The sequence below is a fragment of the Spirosoma validum genome, assembly GCF_014699035.1.
Lineage (GTDB): Bacteria > Bacteroidota > Bacteroidia > Cytophagales > Spirosomataceae > Spirosoma > Spirosoma validum.
Genome location: NZ_JACXAA010000003.1, coordinates 590,950 through 608,227 on the forward strand (window position 1 = coordinate 590,950; position 17,278 = coordinate 608,227).

Here is a 17,278-nt window from a genome sequence, read left to right on the forward strand (position 1 = left end):
AGATAAGGCACTGAGAAGCAAAGAGATTACATCAATTCGTTGACTGCCTGCAAAAGCCGTCGCTTCACATCGATCCAAGTTATAGGGGTAAGTACACTAAACTTGCTGTAACGCGGGTGGGAACCCGCGATATTGTCGCCATCATCGCGGGTTCCCACCCGCGTTACAGCAAGTCTATAAGTCGCTTTAGTAGTTCCAGGATACTGGGTTCGATTGTTGCCGGGTGTAGCCATTCTTCACTATGTATCTAGCTTATCATAAAATGAGGGAAAGGGTAGGAAAGACGAATCAGTAAAGATGAGCATCTTGCTTGTTTAACAGTCAGATCCTGTGGACAGAACGTAGTGAAGATGAAAAAAATAGTGGTTGCGCTGTTATGCATGCTTGCGCTCAGTGCACAGCTTGTCGCGCAAAACGTATCCAAAGCGGCATTCCCGGATGGTAGTCCGATCAGTGGCTGGTTTACGACAACCCAAAAGGTTAGCCTGGCTCAGCTTGGGAAAACGTACGTGATTACGAATTATGGCGTAAAGCTGGATAGTACGGTCGTGCAAACCGACGCGATTCAGAAAACCATTGATGCGGCCGCTCAGAAGGGTGGGGGCGTGATTGTTATTCCGAAGGGTACGTTCATGAGCGGAGCTTTATTTTTCAAGCCCAGAACCCATTTATACGTAGCAGAGGGGGCTGTCCTCAAAGGCTCCAATAACATTGTCGACTACCCAAAATTACCGTCGCGGATGGAAGGCCAGAGTCTGGATTATTTTGCGGCTCTGGTCAATGCGTATCAGGTTGATGGCTTTACGATTTCGGGAAAAGGGACGATCGATGGCAACGGGTTGCGCTTTTGGGAGGCCTTTTGGCAACGACGTAAAGAAAATCCGAACTGCACGAATCTGGAGGTTTCCCGCCCGAGACTGGTCTTTATCTGGAAATGCAACAACGTACAGGTTCAGGATGTGAACCTGCACAATGCGGGTTTCTGGACCAGTCACTATTATCAGTGCCAGCATGTGAAAGTGCTGGATGCGCATATTTATTCGCCCTACAAGCCCGTCAAAGCACCGAGTACGGACGCCATCGATATCGATGCTTGTTCCAACGTACTGATCAAAGGGTGCTACATGTCGGTCAATGATGACGCGATTGCGCTCAAAGGGGGCAAAGGACCCTGGGCTGACCGTGTGCCGAGTAACGGAGCCAACACCAACATCATCATTGAGGATTGCGAGTTTGGCTTTTGCCATTCGGCGCTTACCTGCGGCAGTGAAGCGATTCACAACCGAAATATTGTTATGCGAAATTGTCACGTCAGCGAGGCCAGCCGGGTGTTATGGCTGAAAATGCGTCCCGATACGCCACAGCTTTACGAATACATTCGCCTGGAAAATATTAAAGGTCAGGCGCATAGTCTACTGTATGCAAAGCCGTGGACCCAGTTCTATGATCTTCAGGGCCGTAAAGACGAGCCCCTTTCATACGCGAACCACGTGACGCTGAAAAATATCGAGCTGGTGTGTGATACGTTCTTCGACGTAGCGGTTTCAGCGCGCGACAAGCTCTCCAATTTCACGTTCGAGAACTTCGCCGTCGAAAGCAAAAACGCGGCCATCGACAAATCGGTAGTCAATGGGTTTATCCTCAAAAATGTGAAAGTCAACAATAAAATAGTGGAGTAGCATAAGCCTCATGAAAAATCGAATAATCTTCCTTGTTCTGGTCTGTTTAACCAGTTCCTTCACCCACAAAGAGCTTACATGGGTGGCTCTTGGCGATTCCATTACGTATTTGAATGACCATAGCAACGAAACGGGGGATCGTATCACCAAAGGGTATATGACCCGTGTGACTGAGAAACTGCCATACATTCACTACGTTAATCAGGGACATAATGGCTGGACAGCAGTTCGGATTGCCGAGCAAATTGACAAATTGGGCTTAACCAAAGCAGACATTTATTCGGTTTTTCTGGGGACCAACGACTGGTGGGGCGGAAAGCCGCTGGGTCGTTTTGCCGATTATGAGCAAAAAACGGGTACGGGTACAGTGTATGGTTCTTTCCGGGTAATTGTCGACAAACTACGTAGTCTGAATCCGCAGGCGCAAATTCTACTCATTACGCCCATGCAGCGCGTCGATTTTGTATATCTGACTAATTTCAAAAACAATGCGTTCGGGTCATATAAAGCGAAGAATGGGCAGTACCTCGAATCGTTTGCCAATGCACTTGATTCAATTGGCCGTTATGAAAAGCTTCCGGTTGTTGATCTGTATCACCTGAAAAGCCTGACTCATAAGAAACTGGTAAAATACAAACGCCTAAAAGATCCGCAAACGGGCGTTTACACCAACTACGCTTATCCGAAGTTTATCGATATCCCGTTCAATCCCGAAACAGATGACTATCCGTATCCAGTCGACGCAATCGATCGGACCTACGATGGTCTGCATCCATCCGATAAAGGGTACGAGCTGATTACGCGTAAACTGGTGAAGGTGCTGAAAAAATATTGATTCCAGAGTTATAATTCACCACCCTGATAGGTGAATCATTCAGCGGATTGAGGGCATTCTGACGTTCTTTTCAGGCGGCTGTATATTGGATAAACAGGAAGTTACGTTTGATAGATGTGTCAACAAAACCATTGAACAAACTTAACCATGGCTAATTCATACATCGGCTGGTCATTCCGTAATCTGATTATTCTTGCAGTTGTTTTCGGCTTTCTGACAACAGGCTGTAAAAAGTCAGGCGGTAGCGATCCCGAGATCGATCCCCGCGATCAGTACGTTGGTACGTATACGGGTACGTATCGAAATAGTATTTATAATGTCGAAGATCTATACGATGAACCAAAAGCTGGGACAGCTACTGTTACCATTACAAAAGGATCGAATCCTAAGGAAATTTACGTTGAAATTCTGACGGCTGGTGATCGTACCGGCAACCGGACGCTGAAGGTTACGGCCGATCTGGACGGGGTAAATTTTACGGTTAATGATAAAAATACGGACACAATTCCATTAGCTAGACCTGTAGACGGTGATTATACAGCGGCCGGGGTATTTGATCCAAGCAAAAATCAGTTCTCTTACTCATCCGTCACCAGAGCAACGCGGAATGGAGCGCAGTACAAACAAACGTATGAAGTTGTCTGTACAAAACAGTAGCTGCGCTACGTAGCCGAGCTAGTTACAGACACACGAAATTGAACCGGTAGATTGATCGAATGGACTACTTTTTCCTTCGATCAATCTACCGGTTTTTGTTTATGAAAAGGTTATTAATTCTCAGCTTTTCTATTGCCTTTCAGCTTGTTCGTGCCCAGACGCCAACGTCTCCCACGGCGGGTGCTGTCGCCGTTACGTCTGAGCGGGTATATTCGCCGTCGGCGGATGAAAAAGCTGTTCTAACTACTGAAAAGCAACGGTTCGACGCACAGGTAAAGAAAGACTACGCTGTTTTGGATCAGGTACTGGCTGATGACTTGATCTATACTCATTCTCACGGTGGGACCGACACGAAACAATCCTACATTCAATCGATCCGCGATGGTAAGCAGCGATACGACGCTATTGACATGGAAGAACACAAAGTGCGTATTTACGGAAACACGGCTGTCATCAATGGAATATGTATGGTAAAGGCCATGAGTAATGGTCAGACAATCAATAGCCACCTGAAATATACGGATGTGTATGTCCGAAATGGGAATCAATGGCAGATGGTAGCCTGGCAGTCGATTAAGCTGGCTAAATAAATAGGAGAAGAGGGAGGAGTGGGAAGCAAGGGACGAGGGGAAATTAGCAAAAAACCTCTCGTCCCTTGCTTCCCGCTCCTCCCTCTTCTCCTAAGTTATTCCACCTTCAAAAACTCTCTCAATTCCGTCGCGTCCTGCGGATTCATACGGCCAGCCAGAACCAGGCGTAATTGCCGACGACGTAGTGCGCTTTCGTAGCGCTCTTTCTCGGCGTCGGTTTCGGCGATGATAGCTGGCACTTCAATCGGTCGCCCGCTCTGGTCAACGGCAACGAAGGTGTAGAAGGCGCTGTTGGTGCTTACCCGGATGCCCGCCGGAATATCCTCGGCCCACACTTCAATAAATACTTCCATCGAAGAGCTAAATGCCCGGGTTACCTGCGCTTTCATCGTGACGATATTGCCCAGCCGGATGGGTTCCGCAAACGATACGTTATCGACCGACGCGGTGACCACAATCCGGTTTGAATGCTTTTGAGCAGCAATGGCAGCTGCAATGTCCATGAAGTGCAGCAATCGCCCGCCCATCAGATTGTTGAGCGTATTGGTGTCGTTGGGCAGCACCATTTCGGTCATTACCGTCATGGATTCGCGGGCGTGTTTGGGTTGGGGCATAGCGTACATTAATCAGTCTCGATTGCTTCTTTATCCTACGAATTGGCGACTGATGGCTGTAAAGCAACCATTCAAAAGGCAAACGGACAAACCAGAGGATAAACTTTCTGTTGATACGTTAAGTCCATAAGCTGAAAGATCGAAAAGCAGTATTATTTCGTTGTAAATTTGTCTGATAGTCATAAAGAATAGGATAGAAGTTATGGAGCGACTAGTGAATTACTTCGAGCATATTCCGTCAGCACATCGGAGCCTGATTCTTGTGGGGGGAATTACCCTTTTCTGGCTGATCGAAAGTGCTGTTCCTCTGTTTCAGTTTGCGAAGACGACGCCTGGCTACCGAAAATTACATCACGCGGGTATCAACATTTTCTTTACCCTAACTACCATCATCGTCAATTTTGCGCTGGCCTTCCTGCTATTACGCACCAGTGATTGGGCTGTTCAACATCAGATCGGCCTGCTGCCATGGATTCAGTGCCCATTGTGGATCGAAGCAATACTAGGTCTGCTGGGACTTGATCTGATTGGTGCATGGCTGCCGCACTGGGTTCAGCATCAGGTTAAATTTCTGTGGCGGTTTCACCTAATTCATCATAGTGACGCTTACGTTGACACAACCACCGCCAACCGACATCATCCCGGCGAAAGCGTTGTTCGATTTGTCTTTACGTTACTGGCGGTGTTGATTATGGGAGCGCCCATGTGGCTCGTATTTTTATATCAGGCCTTGTCAGTGATGCTGTCGCAGTTTAATCATGCGAATATCGAACTACCCCGCTGGGCCGACCGACTGCTGGGGCTTGTCATCGTAACCCCGAACATGCACCACGTGCATCATCACTACGTACTGCCTGTTACGAATACGAATTATGGCAATATATTTCCCTACTGGGACCGCCTGTTCGGCACGTACCACGAAATGGCTGGTAAAGACCTGCACTATGGGATCGATACCCATCCTGATTCACAGGAACATTCGCACATTGGTCGCCTGCTGAAAATTCCGTTTCAGAAATACCGCCCCCCGGTCGGTGAGCCTGCTCCCCGAAAAGAGCTATCGCAGCAAGCATAAGAACATCCGGTAATAAAGTTAGTTATAAAGGCTATACGTCGTCCGTATTTGGTTAATAGTCAGTCGGACGATAATTTTAGCCCGTTCTATTCGAACGTATACTTAATTCCATCTTTTTTCTAACTCAACTCAATTATGTCGTTTAAGCACAATTTGTTTGTAGGGAGAGCCCTAAGCTTATCACTCACGTTATTTATTGCATTAACCGTATTTTTCGCTGCCTGTAAATCGGATGACCCGACTACGCCTACTGCCCAGACAATTATGGAGCAGATTAACGGCAACAGTAACTTTACCTTACTTAGGGCCGCTCTGGTGAAAGCAGGTCTGGATGGTACGTTAGGAGGATCTGGCACGTATACGTTGCTGGCGCCAACGAACGAAGCCTTCAACGCATTTGGCCTTACCAGCGAAGCTGTCATTGCATTGGCTCCTGCCGATCTGGTAAAATCGGTACTGCAATACCATGTACTTACCACAAAGCTGGAATCATCAGCCATTACTTCCACAACGAATACCGCACAGCCAACGCAGTTTACAGCCGTAGCGCCCGGTAATTCGGTCTATTTTACAAAGCCCGTAGCCGTAACGACGGCTACCGCGTCTGGCACAACGATATCAGTCAACGGTGCTTATATCCAGCAGGGTGACGTACAAGCCAGTAATGGAGTTATTCACGTGATTAACCGTATTCTGCTGCCACCAATCTATGGTAACATTCCGAATACGATTGGTAGTATTCCGTCAATTTATGCGCTGTTAGCGCCCAGCGCCGGTATTTCCTTTAAATTGCTTCAACAGGCGGTAACAAGGGCAGGAATTGGAGGAGCATTGACGGGAACGACTCCCATAACGGTATTTGCCCCAACGGACAATGCATTCAGAGCTGCGACTTACGACTCGACAAAAATTGCGAACACAGCCCCGGCTACACTCGCTACCGTATTGGGATACCACGTCGTTTCTGGCAGAGTTTATACGCCTATCGTATCGAATGGCGCTAGCCTGACGAATGCCGCGGGTACACTTACAATTGGTAAAAGCACGACCGCCATTACAGTTACGGGCAGAGGTAATACTGGTACAGCCTCGAACATTATTGGTCCGGACGTAACAGCAACCAACGGCGTGATTCATATCATCGACCGCCTTTTGATCCCATAGTTTTCTGACGTTTTTGTGACGAGTGACCCGGAGCGACTCAGGAAAACGCTCCGGGTTTTTTATTGATACCTATTGATTTTGAGAGGAATCAAAACCGCCGTATACCTGTTTTGTTTATAGAGAAACTCTTTCGCATTACTTCGCAATTTGTCGGCCCTAAACTGCGTGATTGTCCGCAAGACTTTCGACCTTTGGCGCCTTGACCTGTGACCTTATCGAATGGCCAAACCACAAAAAAAACTGTTCCTGTTAGATGCGCTGGCACTTGTCTACCGCGCTCATTTTGCCTTTAGCAAATCGCCCCGCATTTCGTCACGCGGATTAAATACCTCGGCTGTCTTCGGCTTCATGAACGCCATGATCGAGGTGTTAACGAAGGAAAAACCCACCCACATTGGCGTTGCGTTCGACTCGGCGAAGAAGACCTTCCGTCATGAACAATTCCCGATGTATAAGGCGACCCGGCAATCGCAGCCCGAAGATATTAGCGTAGCGGTGCCGTACATCAAAAAGATTATTGAGGCTATGCACATTCCCATCCTGATTCTGGAGGGGTATGAGGCCGATGATATCATTGGTACTATTGCCAAGAAAGCGGCACTGGCTGACTTTGAGGTGTATATGATGACTCCCGACAAAGATTACGGTCAACTGGTCGAGGAGCATGTTCATATCTATAAACCTGCGTTTATGGGCAAGCCTGTTGAAAAACTGGGCGTGACCGAAGTGCTGGAACGCTGGCAAATCGAACGGATCGATCAGGTGACGGATATGCTCGGATTAATGGGTGATTCGGTCGATAACATTCCGGGTATTCCGGGCGTCGGCGAAAAAACAGCGCAGAAGCTGATCGCTGATTTCGGATCGGTTGAAAATCTCATTGCCCGTGCCGACGAACTAAAAGGAAAACTGAAAGAGAACGTCGTGAATTTCGCCCAGCAGGGATTGCTGTCTAAACAACTGGCAACCATTCATCTGGACGTCCCGGTGCCGTTCGATGAAAATTTGCTGCGTCATACGGAATACGACAAACCCAGGCTGTCTGCTCTGCTGGATGAACTGGAGTTTCGCCAGATGAAAACCCGATTGTTGGGGGCTGGGTACGATGAGCAGCCATTGCCAGCGGCATTCAAAACGCCGGAGTCTGGGCAGATGAACCTGTTCGATTCGTCGGGTGGCGATGCTCCTGCATTCATGCCGTTCCCGAATATGAGCGCCGTTAACCCATCCGGAGCGGATGATTTACCGTTTGATTTTGGGTCAATCGACACGCCGACGCCCGCGCCCAAGCCGAAAGCTGCAAAAACCTCAAAGATAGCGGTTCGGGTACCGGTAGCCTCTGCTTCGGAAGCTACGCCCAGCAACGTAACAAATACGATTACTACGGATGATAAGCTGTGGACTGAAGTGACTGAACAACCGGAAACCCCAGCGTACCTCGACGTTTATCCTGACTACGAAATCGACGAAAATCAGCCCGAACGACGAAAGACGATCCTGTCAGTTAAGCACGATTATCGGTTAGTCGATACGCCCGAACTACGGGATAGTTTGATTCACTACCTGAACCTTCAGGAAAGTATCTGTTTCGATTCGGAAACAACGGCCATCGATCCGGTTGAGGCCGATTTGGTTGGCCTGTCGTTTTCGTACCGGAAAGGGGAGGCTTTCTACGTACCTGTCCCGGCTGACCGTGCCGAAGCACAGGCCGTCGTCGATCAGTTCAAGCCGGTTTTTGAGAATGCCAACATTAGTAAGATCGGACAGAATCTGAAATATGACCTGCTGATGCTGAAAAAATATGGCGTTGAAGTGCAGGGGAAACTCTTCGACACGATGATTGCTCATTACCTCATTGAGCCAGAAATGCGCCATAATATGGACATGATGGCGATGACGTACCTGAACTATAGCCCGGTTGAGATTGAATCGCTGATTGGCAAGAAAGGCAAAGGCCAACTGACCATGCGCGATGTTGATGTCCAGAAGATAGTTGAATACGCGGGTGAAGACGCCGACATTACGCTGCAACTCAAGGAAGCGTTTGCGCCCCGACTCGAAAAGGATAGTCTATACAAACTTTTCGATCAGGTTGAAATGCCGCTCGTGCAGGTATTGACCGACCTTGAGCTGGAGGGCGTAACGCTCGATACCAACGCTCTCGCTGACTTATCCGCTACGTTGGAGACCGATATGCGTCAGGTACAGCAGGAGATTTACGATATAGCGGGTGAGTCGTTCAACATCGGTTCACCAAAGCAACTGGGCGAGATTCTGTTTGACAAACTAAAGCTGGACAAGAACGCTAAAAAGACCAAAACGGGTCAGTACGCAACGGGCGAAGAGATTCTGTCGAAACTCGAAGCCGAACACGAAATTGCTCGTAAGATTCTGGATTACCGCGAACTGATTAAACTCAAAAATACGTATGTCGATGTATTGCCGTTGTTGATCAGCAAACGGACGGGACGGGTTCACACGTCGTTTAATCAGGCGGTTGCATCAACGGGTCGGTTGTCGTCCGTTAATCCGAACCTGCAAAACATTCCGATACGTACGCCACGGGGGCAGGAAATTCGGAAAGCGTTTGTGCCCCGTGGGCCAGAGTTCCTGATTATGTCGGCCGATTATTCGCAGATCGAACTTCGGATCATGGCCGCTTTCAGTGGTGATCAGACGATGCTCGATGCGTTCAACAACAACGTCGATATTCACACGCAGACGGCCAGTAAAGTCTTTCACGTGCCGATCAGCGACGTAACGAGCGATATGCGCCGGAAAGCCAAAACGATCAATTTTGGTATCATCTACGGTATTTCGTCGTTTGGCCTGGCGCAACGGTTAAAAATTCCCCGCAAAGAAGCCGCCCAGATTATCGACGACTATTTTGCCGAGTTCCCGGCCGTGAAAGGGTACATCGATCAGTGTATCGAAAAAGCACGCGGCTTTGGCTACGCCGAAACGATTTTAGGCCGACGCCGGTATCTGCGCGACATCAACTCACGTAACCAGACCGACCGCATGTTTGCTGAACGTAACGCGGTCAATGCGCCGATTCAGGGGAGTGCGGCTGACATGCTCAAGATTGCTATGATTCGTATTCATGAGTTTATGAAGCAGGAGCAACTGAAATCAAAAATGATTCTGACCGTTCACGATGAACTTGTGTTCGACGCCCACCGCGATGAGATCGATTTGTTGAGCGCACGCGTCGCTGAGATCATGCGAAACGCAATTCCGATGGGCGTTCAGATGGAAACAGGAATCGGTACCGGCGAAAACTGGCTGTTAGCACACTAGTACAGACTATAATTTAAGGATTTACCAAACGGCGTAGTCTCTCTGGCTACGCCGTTTGGTATTCTAGACTTTCGTTGTTCTATAGTCAGTCAGTCACTGACGGATTGTTTATCAACTGACACATTCACGTAGCCAAAACTCGCTAAACCACTTATCTTGCATACGTATTTAGCCTATACCCCTCCGTATGCAACTACTAACTACCCTCCGTCTCCTTACTGTATTCATTTATATTTTTATAACGACTAGAGCGACTTTTGCTCAAACGAAGGCCGAGAAAATTGACGCGCTGGTTCGCCAATATGTATCGAACCGGCAGTTTAATGGATCGATTTTAGTCGCGGACAAAGGAAAAGTAATCCTTAAAAAAGGCTATGGGATGGCCAATATGGAATGGAATATTCCAAATACGGCTAGTACCAAATTCCGACTCGGTTCGATCACGAAGCAATTTACGTCAATGCTCATCATGCAGCTGGTCGAGCAGGGTAAGCTGAAATTAGACGGAAAGATCACCGATTATTTGCCGGACTATCCCAAAGCAACGGGTAGTAAAATCACCATCCACCACCTGCTGACGCATACGTCAGGTATTCCAAGCTACACCAGTTTTCCCAAGTTTTTCGAAACCATGAGTCGGGACCCGTATACACCCGACGCTTTTGTCAAGAAGTTCTCCGATTTGCCGCTGGAGTTTGAACCTGGCTCAAGGTTTTCATACGATAACTCGGGCTATTTTCTGCTGGGCGTGATCATCGAAAAAGTGACAGGAAAGCCGTATGCAGACGTATTGAAAGAAGCTATTTTCGATCCGTTGGCGATGAAAGATACAGGCTACGACTTAGCTGGGCCGATCATTTCCAAACGTGCTTCGGGCTACGAGAAACGTAGTGAGGGCTACGTCAATGCGCCGTATCTGGACATGTCGATTCCGTATGCAGCGGGGTCATTGTATTCAACTGTTGAGGATTTGTACCACTGGGATCAGGCTTTGTATACCGATAAATTGCTGGCTGACAGCGCGTCAAAAACCACCATGTACACTCCGTTTTTGAACCATTACGCTTATGGATGGGGCGTAGGTAATATTGCGGTTGGTCAACTGAAAGACAGCCTGTTATTGATTGAACACAGCGGAGGTATCAACGGATTTAATACGTTAATCAGTCGAATACCTGCCGATAAACGACTGGTGGTATTGCTGAATAATACAGGTGGTGCACCCCTGAGCGCGATCCGGAAAAATATTCTTAGTATTCTCTACAACCAGCCCGTAGAACCCTCCAAAAAACCAATTGCTGAGCTACTGCGGAAGTCGGTTCTAACCGAATCGGCCGACGTATCGAGACAGAAATTCAAGATCTGGCGGGGCGGGAAAGCCTATAGTCTGGACGAGAGCGAAATGAACACGGTGGGCTATGAACTTATGAGCGATGGTAAACTAAACGAAGCCATGACGGTGCTTGCGCTTAACGCCGAAGCCTTTCCGGCATCTTCCAATGTGTATGATAGCCGGGGCGAAGCTTACATGAAACTGGGTAATAAAGCAGCTGCCATTCAGGATTATAAAAAGTCAGTGGAACTGGACCCAAAAAATACGAATGGATATATAAAACTAAAAGAACTCGGTGTGGCCGTCGCCGTACCCAACGATGTACTGACTACAGCTGATACCACTACGTTGCAAACCTACGTCGGTACGTATCAACTGGCTCCTACGTTCTCAATTGCGATTACTCGTGAGAGCGACCACCTGTACGGGCAGGCAACAGGTCAACCTCGTTTTGAGCTTTTCTCCGAGTCGAAGAATAAGTTTTATCTCAAAGTGGTCGAGGCAAAAATCACGTTTGTTACCAATGAGCAGGGTGGAGTTGACCAACTGATTCTGCATCAAAACGGGCAGGATATGCCGGGTAAACGCGTGCGCTAAGCCTATAGAAATTACCAAACAGATACCGAGCCACCCAGGACAGAAGATCTTCGCAGACTTTATACCTGGGTGGCTCGATGTTCTTCTACCGTTACAAACGAGCAATCAACGGATCGATTCGCTCATAAATAGAATTATATAACATATTAGTGCAAGACTGGTTACTATCTGCAGTGCACCTAATTTCACTATATAAACAAAACAGTATCATGGGCAATCTTTTGTACACCATCGCAGTCGTGCTGATCATCATCTGGCTGCTGGGCTTTTTAGGATTCAATAGTTTTGGTCTTGGCGGTATTATCCACGTTCTGCTGGTAATCGCTGTGATTATGATTATTCTGCGATTGATTCAAGGCAGAGGGGTGTGAACGAGAATTTGTCAACAACCATTTAGCAGAAAAGCCAGCTTGTTAACAAGCTGGCTTTTCTGCTAAATGCGCACCACGGTTAGTCAAAAATTTTACCAGCGCACTAACGGATTCTGTACCTTGCAGAGGTCGTTTTCCTGCTTAACCCATCCTGTATGAATTTCTTGATCATCATTCTTGTCCTGGCGCTGATCGTCATTTATCTCTCTGTTGTTATCGTGCAGCAGGGAACCGTTGCGGTTATCACCATTTTTGGGAAATATGCCCGCGTCATGGGGCCGGGGCTGAACTTTAAAATTCCGTTTGTCGAAGTTATTTACCGACGTATTTCGATTCAGAACCGCTCCGTCGAACTGGCATTTCAGGCCATTACTGCCGATCAGGCAAACGTCAATTTTAAAGCAATGCTGGTCTACTCCGTACTAAATCAGCAGGAGGAAACGATCAAGAACGTAGCGTTTAAGTTTATCGATGAAGCGTCGTTTATGCAGGCGCTGATCCGTACCATCGAAGGCTCGATACGCAGTTTTGTGGCCACTAAACGGCAGTCGGAAATTCTGGCGCTACGTTCCGAAATCATCGAACACGTAAAATCCCAGCTCGATAGTCTGCTCGAAAGTTGGGGCTATCACCTCACCGACCTGCAATTGAACGACATTGCGTTCGACGAAGTCATTATGCGGTCGATGGCGCAGGTTGTAGCTTCGTCAAATCTGAAAGCGGCTGCCGAAAACGAGGGCCAGGCCTTGCTCATCACGAAAACCAAAGCCGCTGAAGCGGAAGGGAACGCGATTCAGATTTCAGCCGAAGCGGAAAAAACAGCATCTCAATTACGCGGACAGGGCGTGGCGCTTTTCCGCGAAGAAGTGGCGAAGGGGATGGCCGAATCGGCCAAAGTGATGAACGAAGCCAAACTGGACGCATCACTGATTCTGTTCTCGATCTGGACCGAAGCGATCAAGCATTTTGCTGAGAATGGAAAAGGGAACGTGATTTTTCTGGATGGATCAACCGAAGGCATGGAAAAAACCATGAAGCAACTGCTGGCCGTAGAGAAATTAAATACGGTTCCTGAAGCGTCGTCAATCGTTACATCCGCTTCCAATCCACGTAAACCGTAGTGACCTTCAGTTCTTTTGCAAAAAAACAAGCTGCATTGACCCGGTTTGGAGCGATGCCAATGGCCTATCGTTTCTGGATGTGTTTTTCCCTAAGAATAAAGTGTTGCGCGTTCGGACCACGACCGGTAATGCCGCTATTGACAGCAACGTAGCGAATGGTGGGCAGTACGATCTGCTAGTAATGTAGTACTCCTGGTAGATTTTGAGGAAGAGCTGTTGAATACGTACTGCCGCGACGTAACGGATAGGATCAGTGAAAAAGAAATGGGTTAATATCTTTCTTTAACGTGGAACGAACCCTCAACATGAATTACCTGATTCGAAAACACCGTCCCGACGAGCCGATGCCTTATTATTTGCTGCTGTTAGCCGATGAGAACCAGGCGCTTATCGATCAGTATCTGCCTGATAGTCAGGTATACATGGTAGAAATCGATGAGAAAGTAGTTGGCGTTGGAGTGTTGCAGACAAACGGTATAGCCGGTGAAATCATGAACATCGCTATAGCACCCGATTCCCAACGTAACGGATTAGGCCGGGCGTTGCTACGGGCATTGACCGAAGCGGCTACACATCAGGCTGTCCAGTGGCTTCGGATCGCAACGGGCAATTCCGGAATCGGCCAGTTGGCGCTCTATCAACAGGAAGGATTCGATTTGATTGCTATCGACCGGGATTATTTCCTGCGCAACTATCCCGAGCCGATTTGGGAAAATCGTATCCAATGCAAACACCAGGTGATTTTCGAAAAACACTTGAGCGAGATTACGGCCAATGATAACAAAAATTGATTGTGCTGCAGATTTCATAAACTATTAGCTGAGCTACTGGGAAGGTAGCCCGTTTTTTTTGTTACGTTTAAAACACCATGCTACGTAGTACTCATGACAAGCTTGCTCTTTCCCACAGATTTTTCGATCAGTACCAATGCCGCTCTGGATTGGGTACGGCTTTTTGCCCGCAAAACGGGCGCAACCATTACGCTGCTGCATGTATACCAGCCCATGATACCCGACTCAACGTTGCCCACCATTGGCGATCCGGGTTTGGGTGTAATGGCCTCGCAGGAAGTAGAAGATATTAGTCGTCAACAACTAGGCAAACTGGCTACAGAACTACGAAAAGAAGGGTTACCCGTGCGGGTCGATTGGCGAATTGGTGCCGTTGAAGAAGGTATTTTAGAGGCAGCCCGCGACCACTCCGCCGACCTGATTGTAATGGGCCGCTCTGATCTGAACACGTTTTTCGACCGATTGGCAGGTAGCGCTGTAACGGAGGTAGCCGACGAAGCACGCTGTCCCGTCCTGATTGTGCCAACGCCCCCCGAAGGAAAAACGGTTCGCCCCGCGCAGGTACATACGATTGTGTACGCCATGCAGCCCCAAACAACGCAGGGGCTAATAAGCTTCCAGACTGAATCGCTCGTGAAGGCTTTTGACGCCCAGCTTGACGTACTGACTGAAGATGAAATTGATGATACCAAGGCCGACTTAATTGTGATGCAGCTATATCCGAAAGCGGGTTTTCTGGATGGTTTATTGCACCCCAACCACGTAGCGAAACTGGTCGAAAAATCGGATGTACCCGTATTAGTTTACCATGAGCGTAAATAATACAGGGTGTTTGCTAGAGAAATTAATGCGTTGTCTCAACCCGTCTACTTAATTGTAGGCGGGTTATTTAGTTATCTGGAGCACTACAAGAGGGTTCGTGTCGAATCGGAAAGTTGCAGGAATTGGCGATGAAACACAGTTTATTGGCCTGATGATGCAATGCATTAGCGCCAGCAATCATGGCCTCTTCTGCAACAACAACAGCAGGACGTAGCATTACCTCACTGAAATGGCCACCACCATCGGCTGTTTCGACCATCGTACCGGTGGCATGATCAACGTAGTCCAGAACGATAACACCTGCTTCGGAACAGAGATGTAAATACCACAGCATGTGGCAGCTCGAAAGGGAGGCAACGAGCAGTTCTTCTGGGTTATACCGCGTTTTATCACCCCGAAACGAAGGGTCCGACGAGCCTGGAATGTCGGGTTTATTATCGGCGTTGATGACGTGGTTCCGTTCGTAGGCTCGGTAATGACTCGTCCCCGTCCCAGTATTACCAGTCCACTTCGTCGTTAGTGTGTATGTATGCTGCTTTGCCATTTTTCATTGACTGAATCTAGTCTGAAACTAAGTCTTTGTTGCTTCTCCACCAGCGGGCCCATAAAATAATACCCACGTAGCAAAATCGTCAGTAAACTCCTCAAACCGATGTTCGACACCTGCTGGAACAACTAGTAAATCGCCCGATTTAAACGCTGTTTGTGTTCCGTCGTAATTGAAAAGTCCACTTCCGGACGTAACGACGTACACCTCGTCGCGCTCGTGAGGTTGTTGTTTATCAACTTGGTTAGGTTTGTAATACTCAACTACCAAACTACCGTGCGCGAACAAGTCGACAAACTCGTTTGATGTCTCCTGCAATTGGCGGAGTCCTTCTTCGGGAGAGAAGTGGATTTGGCTTAGCGACGGCATCAACTGAAAAACAGTATAAATTACTTTCCTTTGTCGATAGCCATACGTACTGCCAACCCAGTTAGGATACTGGCCATGAACCACTTTTGTATCCGAATGTAAGCAGGCCGAGCCTTAAACCAATGCGCCATACGAGCCGCCGACAACACGATCAGAAAATTTACGGTTGCACTGATTACTAGTTGTGTCAAGCCTAACTGGATAGTCTGGCTCAGCAGCGAACCGTATTCGGGTCGAGTAAACTGCGGAAAAAACGATACGTAAAAAACCGCCACTTTGGGATTTAGCACATTCGTTAGAAACCCCATCCGAAACAATGTCCAGTTGGACTGGTCAGCGTTAGGGCCATGGGCGAATGACTGCTTTTCGAACAGCGACGTAGCACCGGGTTTGATAGCGTCCCAGGCCAGGTAAAGCAGGTAACCAACACCAAGCCAGCGTAGTAGCGCATACACCATCGGAATCGCCATGAACACAGCCGTTAGTCCGAAGGATACCAGAAAAATATGTACCAGAAATCCGGCTATCACGCCCAGCAACGAAACCAGGCCAGCTCGTCGCCCCTGCGTAATGGACCGGGAAATCAGGTAGATCATATTGGGGCCGGGCGTAATAACAAGACCCAGCGCAGCCAGAGCGAACAGCAGTAACTCGTTCAGCGGTAGCATAATTAGATTATATGTTTTGCAAGTAATCAGGCAGGTTCGTATTTGCACTATACTCAGCTGGAACCGGCGTCTGACGTACTGTTTTTAACTGAATCACGCCCGCCCAGGTTGGCAGGTCTTTATCTTCGGGCTCATCGTTCGGTCCGCCCGTGCGTACTTTAGCTGATGCCTCAGCCAGTGAAAAGGACAGTACGGTTGTCTTCCGCATTTCGCTGTCCGTAGAGGGACGGAGATCGTCCCAGCGGTTTGGTATGAGGTGATCGGTAATGAGCGCTAACGCTTCCATACGTTCCGCTTCGTCGGTAACTTTTTCGGCGTTGGCAAAAATCACAACAGAGCGGTAATTGACGCTGTGGCTAAACGCTGATTTGGCTAAAACCAATCCATCCGCCAGCATAACCGAAATGCAGACCGGCGCGCCGTGTTCGATGGTACGGATAAAATGACTGCCTACCGAACCATGAATGTAAAGCTTATCGTCTTTCCGGGCAAAAGCGGTTGGAATCGCCATCGGCTGACTATCAATGACATAACTGACAGTACAGAAGAGGGCTTCGTCCAGAATCGGGTGGATGGTGTCGGCGTCGTAGTGAGCACGCTTGGCTAAACGACTGGGGGTTGTACGAGTGGTTTGCATGCTTGTAGAGACACAATACCTTGTGGCTTATTTTCTTTATCCTGTTTTCAAAACAAATGTCGTTCTTTGCCGGACTACTGAAATGGTCCAGTTCGTAGACTTCTAATA

17 protein-coding genes are annotated in these 17,278 nt (G+C 48.2%); 12 read left to right on the forward strand and 5 right to left on the reverse strand.

Annotated elements, in window-relative coordinates; all coding sequences use genetic code 11:
* Window positions 1-350 precede the first annotated feature (350 nt).
* From IC230_RS11215 to IC230_RS11230, 4 genes are all read left to right on the forward strand, one after another.
* Window positions 351-1,679: a rhamnogalacturonidase gene (locus tag IC230_RS11215; protein ID WP_191039075.1), complete on the forward strand. Its 1,329-nt coding sequence runs from the start codon at window positions 351-353 to the stop codon at window positions 1,677-1,679.
* A gap of 10 nt (window positions 1,680-1,689) precedes the next feature.
* Window positions 1,690-2,514 (forward strand): SGNH/GDSL hydrolase family protein, encoded by an 825-nt coding sequence (locus IC230_RS11220; RefSeq protein WP_191039076.1) that lies wholly within the window; start codon window positions 1,690-1,692, stop codon window positions 2,512-2,514.
* A 147-nt stretch (window positions 2,515-2,661) separates the two neighbouring features.
* Window positions 2,662-3,171, forward strand: a complete 510-nt coding sequence (locus IC230_RS11225; protein WP_191039077.1) for a hypothetical protein — start codon at window positions 2,662-2,664, stop codon at window positions 3,169-3,171.
* A gap of 101 nt (window positions 3,172-3,272) precedes the next feature.
* Window positions 3,273-3,761, forward strand: coding sequence for a nuclear transport factor 2 family protein (locus tag IC230_RS11230; RefSeq protein WP_191039078.1), 489 nt, complete (start codon window positions 3,273-3,275; stop codon window positions 3,759-3,761).
* A 95-nt stretch (window positions 3,762-3,856) separates the two neighbouring features.
* On the opposite strand, the gene IC230_RS11235 is transcribed toward IC230_RS11230, so the two are convergent.
* On the reverse strand, window positions 3,857-4,375 hold the full coding sequence (locus IC230_RS11235; protein WP_191039079.1) for an acyl-CoA thioesterase: 519 nt from the start codon (window positions 4,373-4,375) through the stop codon (window positions 3,857-3,859).
* 202 nt (window positions 4,376-4,577) lie between these two features.
* On the opposite strand from IC230_RS11235, the gene IC230_RS11240 reads away from it, so the two are divergent.
* The 8 genes from IC230_RS11240 (at window position 4,578) to IC230_RS11275 (ending at window position 14,949) form a co-directional block, all read left to right on the forward strand.
* Window positions 4,578-5,450 carry a sterol desaturase family protein gene (locus IC230_RS11240; RefSeq protein WP_191039080.1) on the forward strand — a complete coding sequence of 291 codons (873 nt, stop codon included), beginning with the start codon at window positions 4,578-4,580 and terminating at the stop codon, window positions 5,448-5,450.
* A 135-nt stretch (window positions 5,451-5,585) separates the two neighbouring features.
* Window positions 5,586-6,614 carry a fasciclin domain-containing protein gene (locus IC230_RS11245; protein WP_191039081.1) on the forward strand — a complete coding sequence of 343 codons (1,029 nt, stop codon included), beginning with the start codon at window positions 5,586-5,588 and terminating at the stop codon, window positions 6,612-6,614.
* 219 nt (window positions 6,615-6,833) lie between these two features.
* On the forward strand, window positions 6,834-9,914 hold the full coding sequence (gene polA, locus IC230_RS11250) for a DNA polymerase I (RefSeq protein WP_191039082.1): 3,081 nt from the start codon (window positions 6,834-6,836) through the stop codon (window positions 9,912-9,914).
* A 187-nt stretch (window positions 9,915-10,101) separates the two neighbouring features.
* Entirely contained in the window at window positions 10,102-11,844 is a 1,743-nt protein-coding gene (locus IC230_RS11255; RefSeq protein ID WP_191039083.1) for a serine hydrolase, read from the forward strand.
* 209 nt (window positions 11,845-12,053) lie between these two features.
* A complete protein-coding gene (locus tag IC230_RS11260) occupies window positions 12,054-12,215 on the forward strand; it encodes a lmo0937 family membrane protein (RefSeq protein WP_171741392.1) in 162 nt (53 codons plus the stop codon).
* 155 nt (window positions 12,216-12,370) lie between these two features.
* Window positions 12,371-13,336, forward strand: coding sequence for an SPFH domain-containing protein (locus tag IC230_RS11265; protein WP_191039084.1), 966 nt, complete (start codon window positions 12,371-12,373; stop codon window positions 13,334-13,336).
* 287 nt (window positions 13,337-13,623) lie between these two features.
* Window positions 13,624-14,127 (forward strand): GNAT family N-acetyltransferase, encoded by a 504-nt coding sequence (locus IC230_RS11270; protein WP_191039085.1) that lies wholly within the window; start codon window positions 13,624-13,626, stop codon window positions 14,125-14,127.
* Window positions 14,128-14,220: 93 nt separating this feature from the next.
* Window positions 14,221-14,949: a universal stress protein gene (locus IC230_RS11275; protein WP_191039086.1), complete on the forward strand. Its 729-nt coding sequence runs from the start codon at window positions 14,221-14,223 to the stop codon at window positions 14,947-14,949.
* 67 nt (window positions 14,950-15,016) lie between these two features.
* Here IC230_RS11275 and IC230_RS11280 read toward each other — a convergent pair whose 3' ends face one another.
* From IC230_RS11280 to IC230_RS11295, 4 genes are read right to left on the reverse strand one after another with little or no spacing between them, the layout of a single operon-like run.
* Entirely contained in the window at window positions 15,017-15,493 is a 477-nt protein-coding gene (locus IC230_RS11280; protein WP_191039087.1) for an OsmC family protein, read from the reverse strand.
* A gap of 27 nt (window positions 15,494-15,520) precedes the next feature.
* A complete protein-coding gene (locus IC230_RS11285) occupies window positions 15,521-15,865 on the reverse strand; it encodes a cupin domain-containing protein (protein WP_191039088.1) in 345 nt (114 codons plus the stop codon).
* 20 nt (window positions 15,866-15,885) lie between these two features.
* Entirely contained in the window at window positions 15,886-16,533 is a 648-nt protein-coding gene (locus IC230_RS11290) for a LysE family translocator (RefSeq protein WP_191039089.1), read from the reverse strand.
* A 7-nt stretch (window positions 16,534-16,540) separates the two neighbouring features.
* The gene (locus IC230_RS11295) at window positions 16,541-17,170 is read right to left on the reverse strand and encodes a pyridoxamine 5'-phosphate oxidase family protein (RefSeq protein WP_191039090.1); all 630 of its coding nucleotides are present in this window, start codon (window positions 17,168-17,170) and stop codon (window positions 16,541-16,543) included.
* Between the last annotated feature and the right edge of the window lie 108 nt (window positions 17,171-17,278).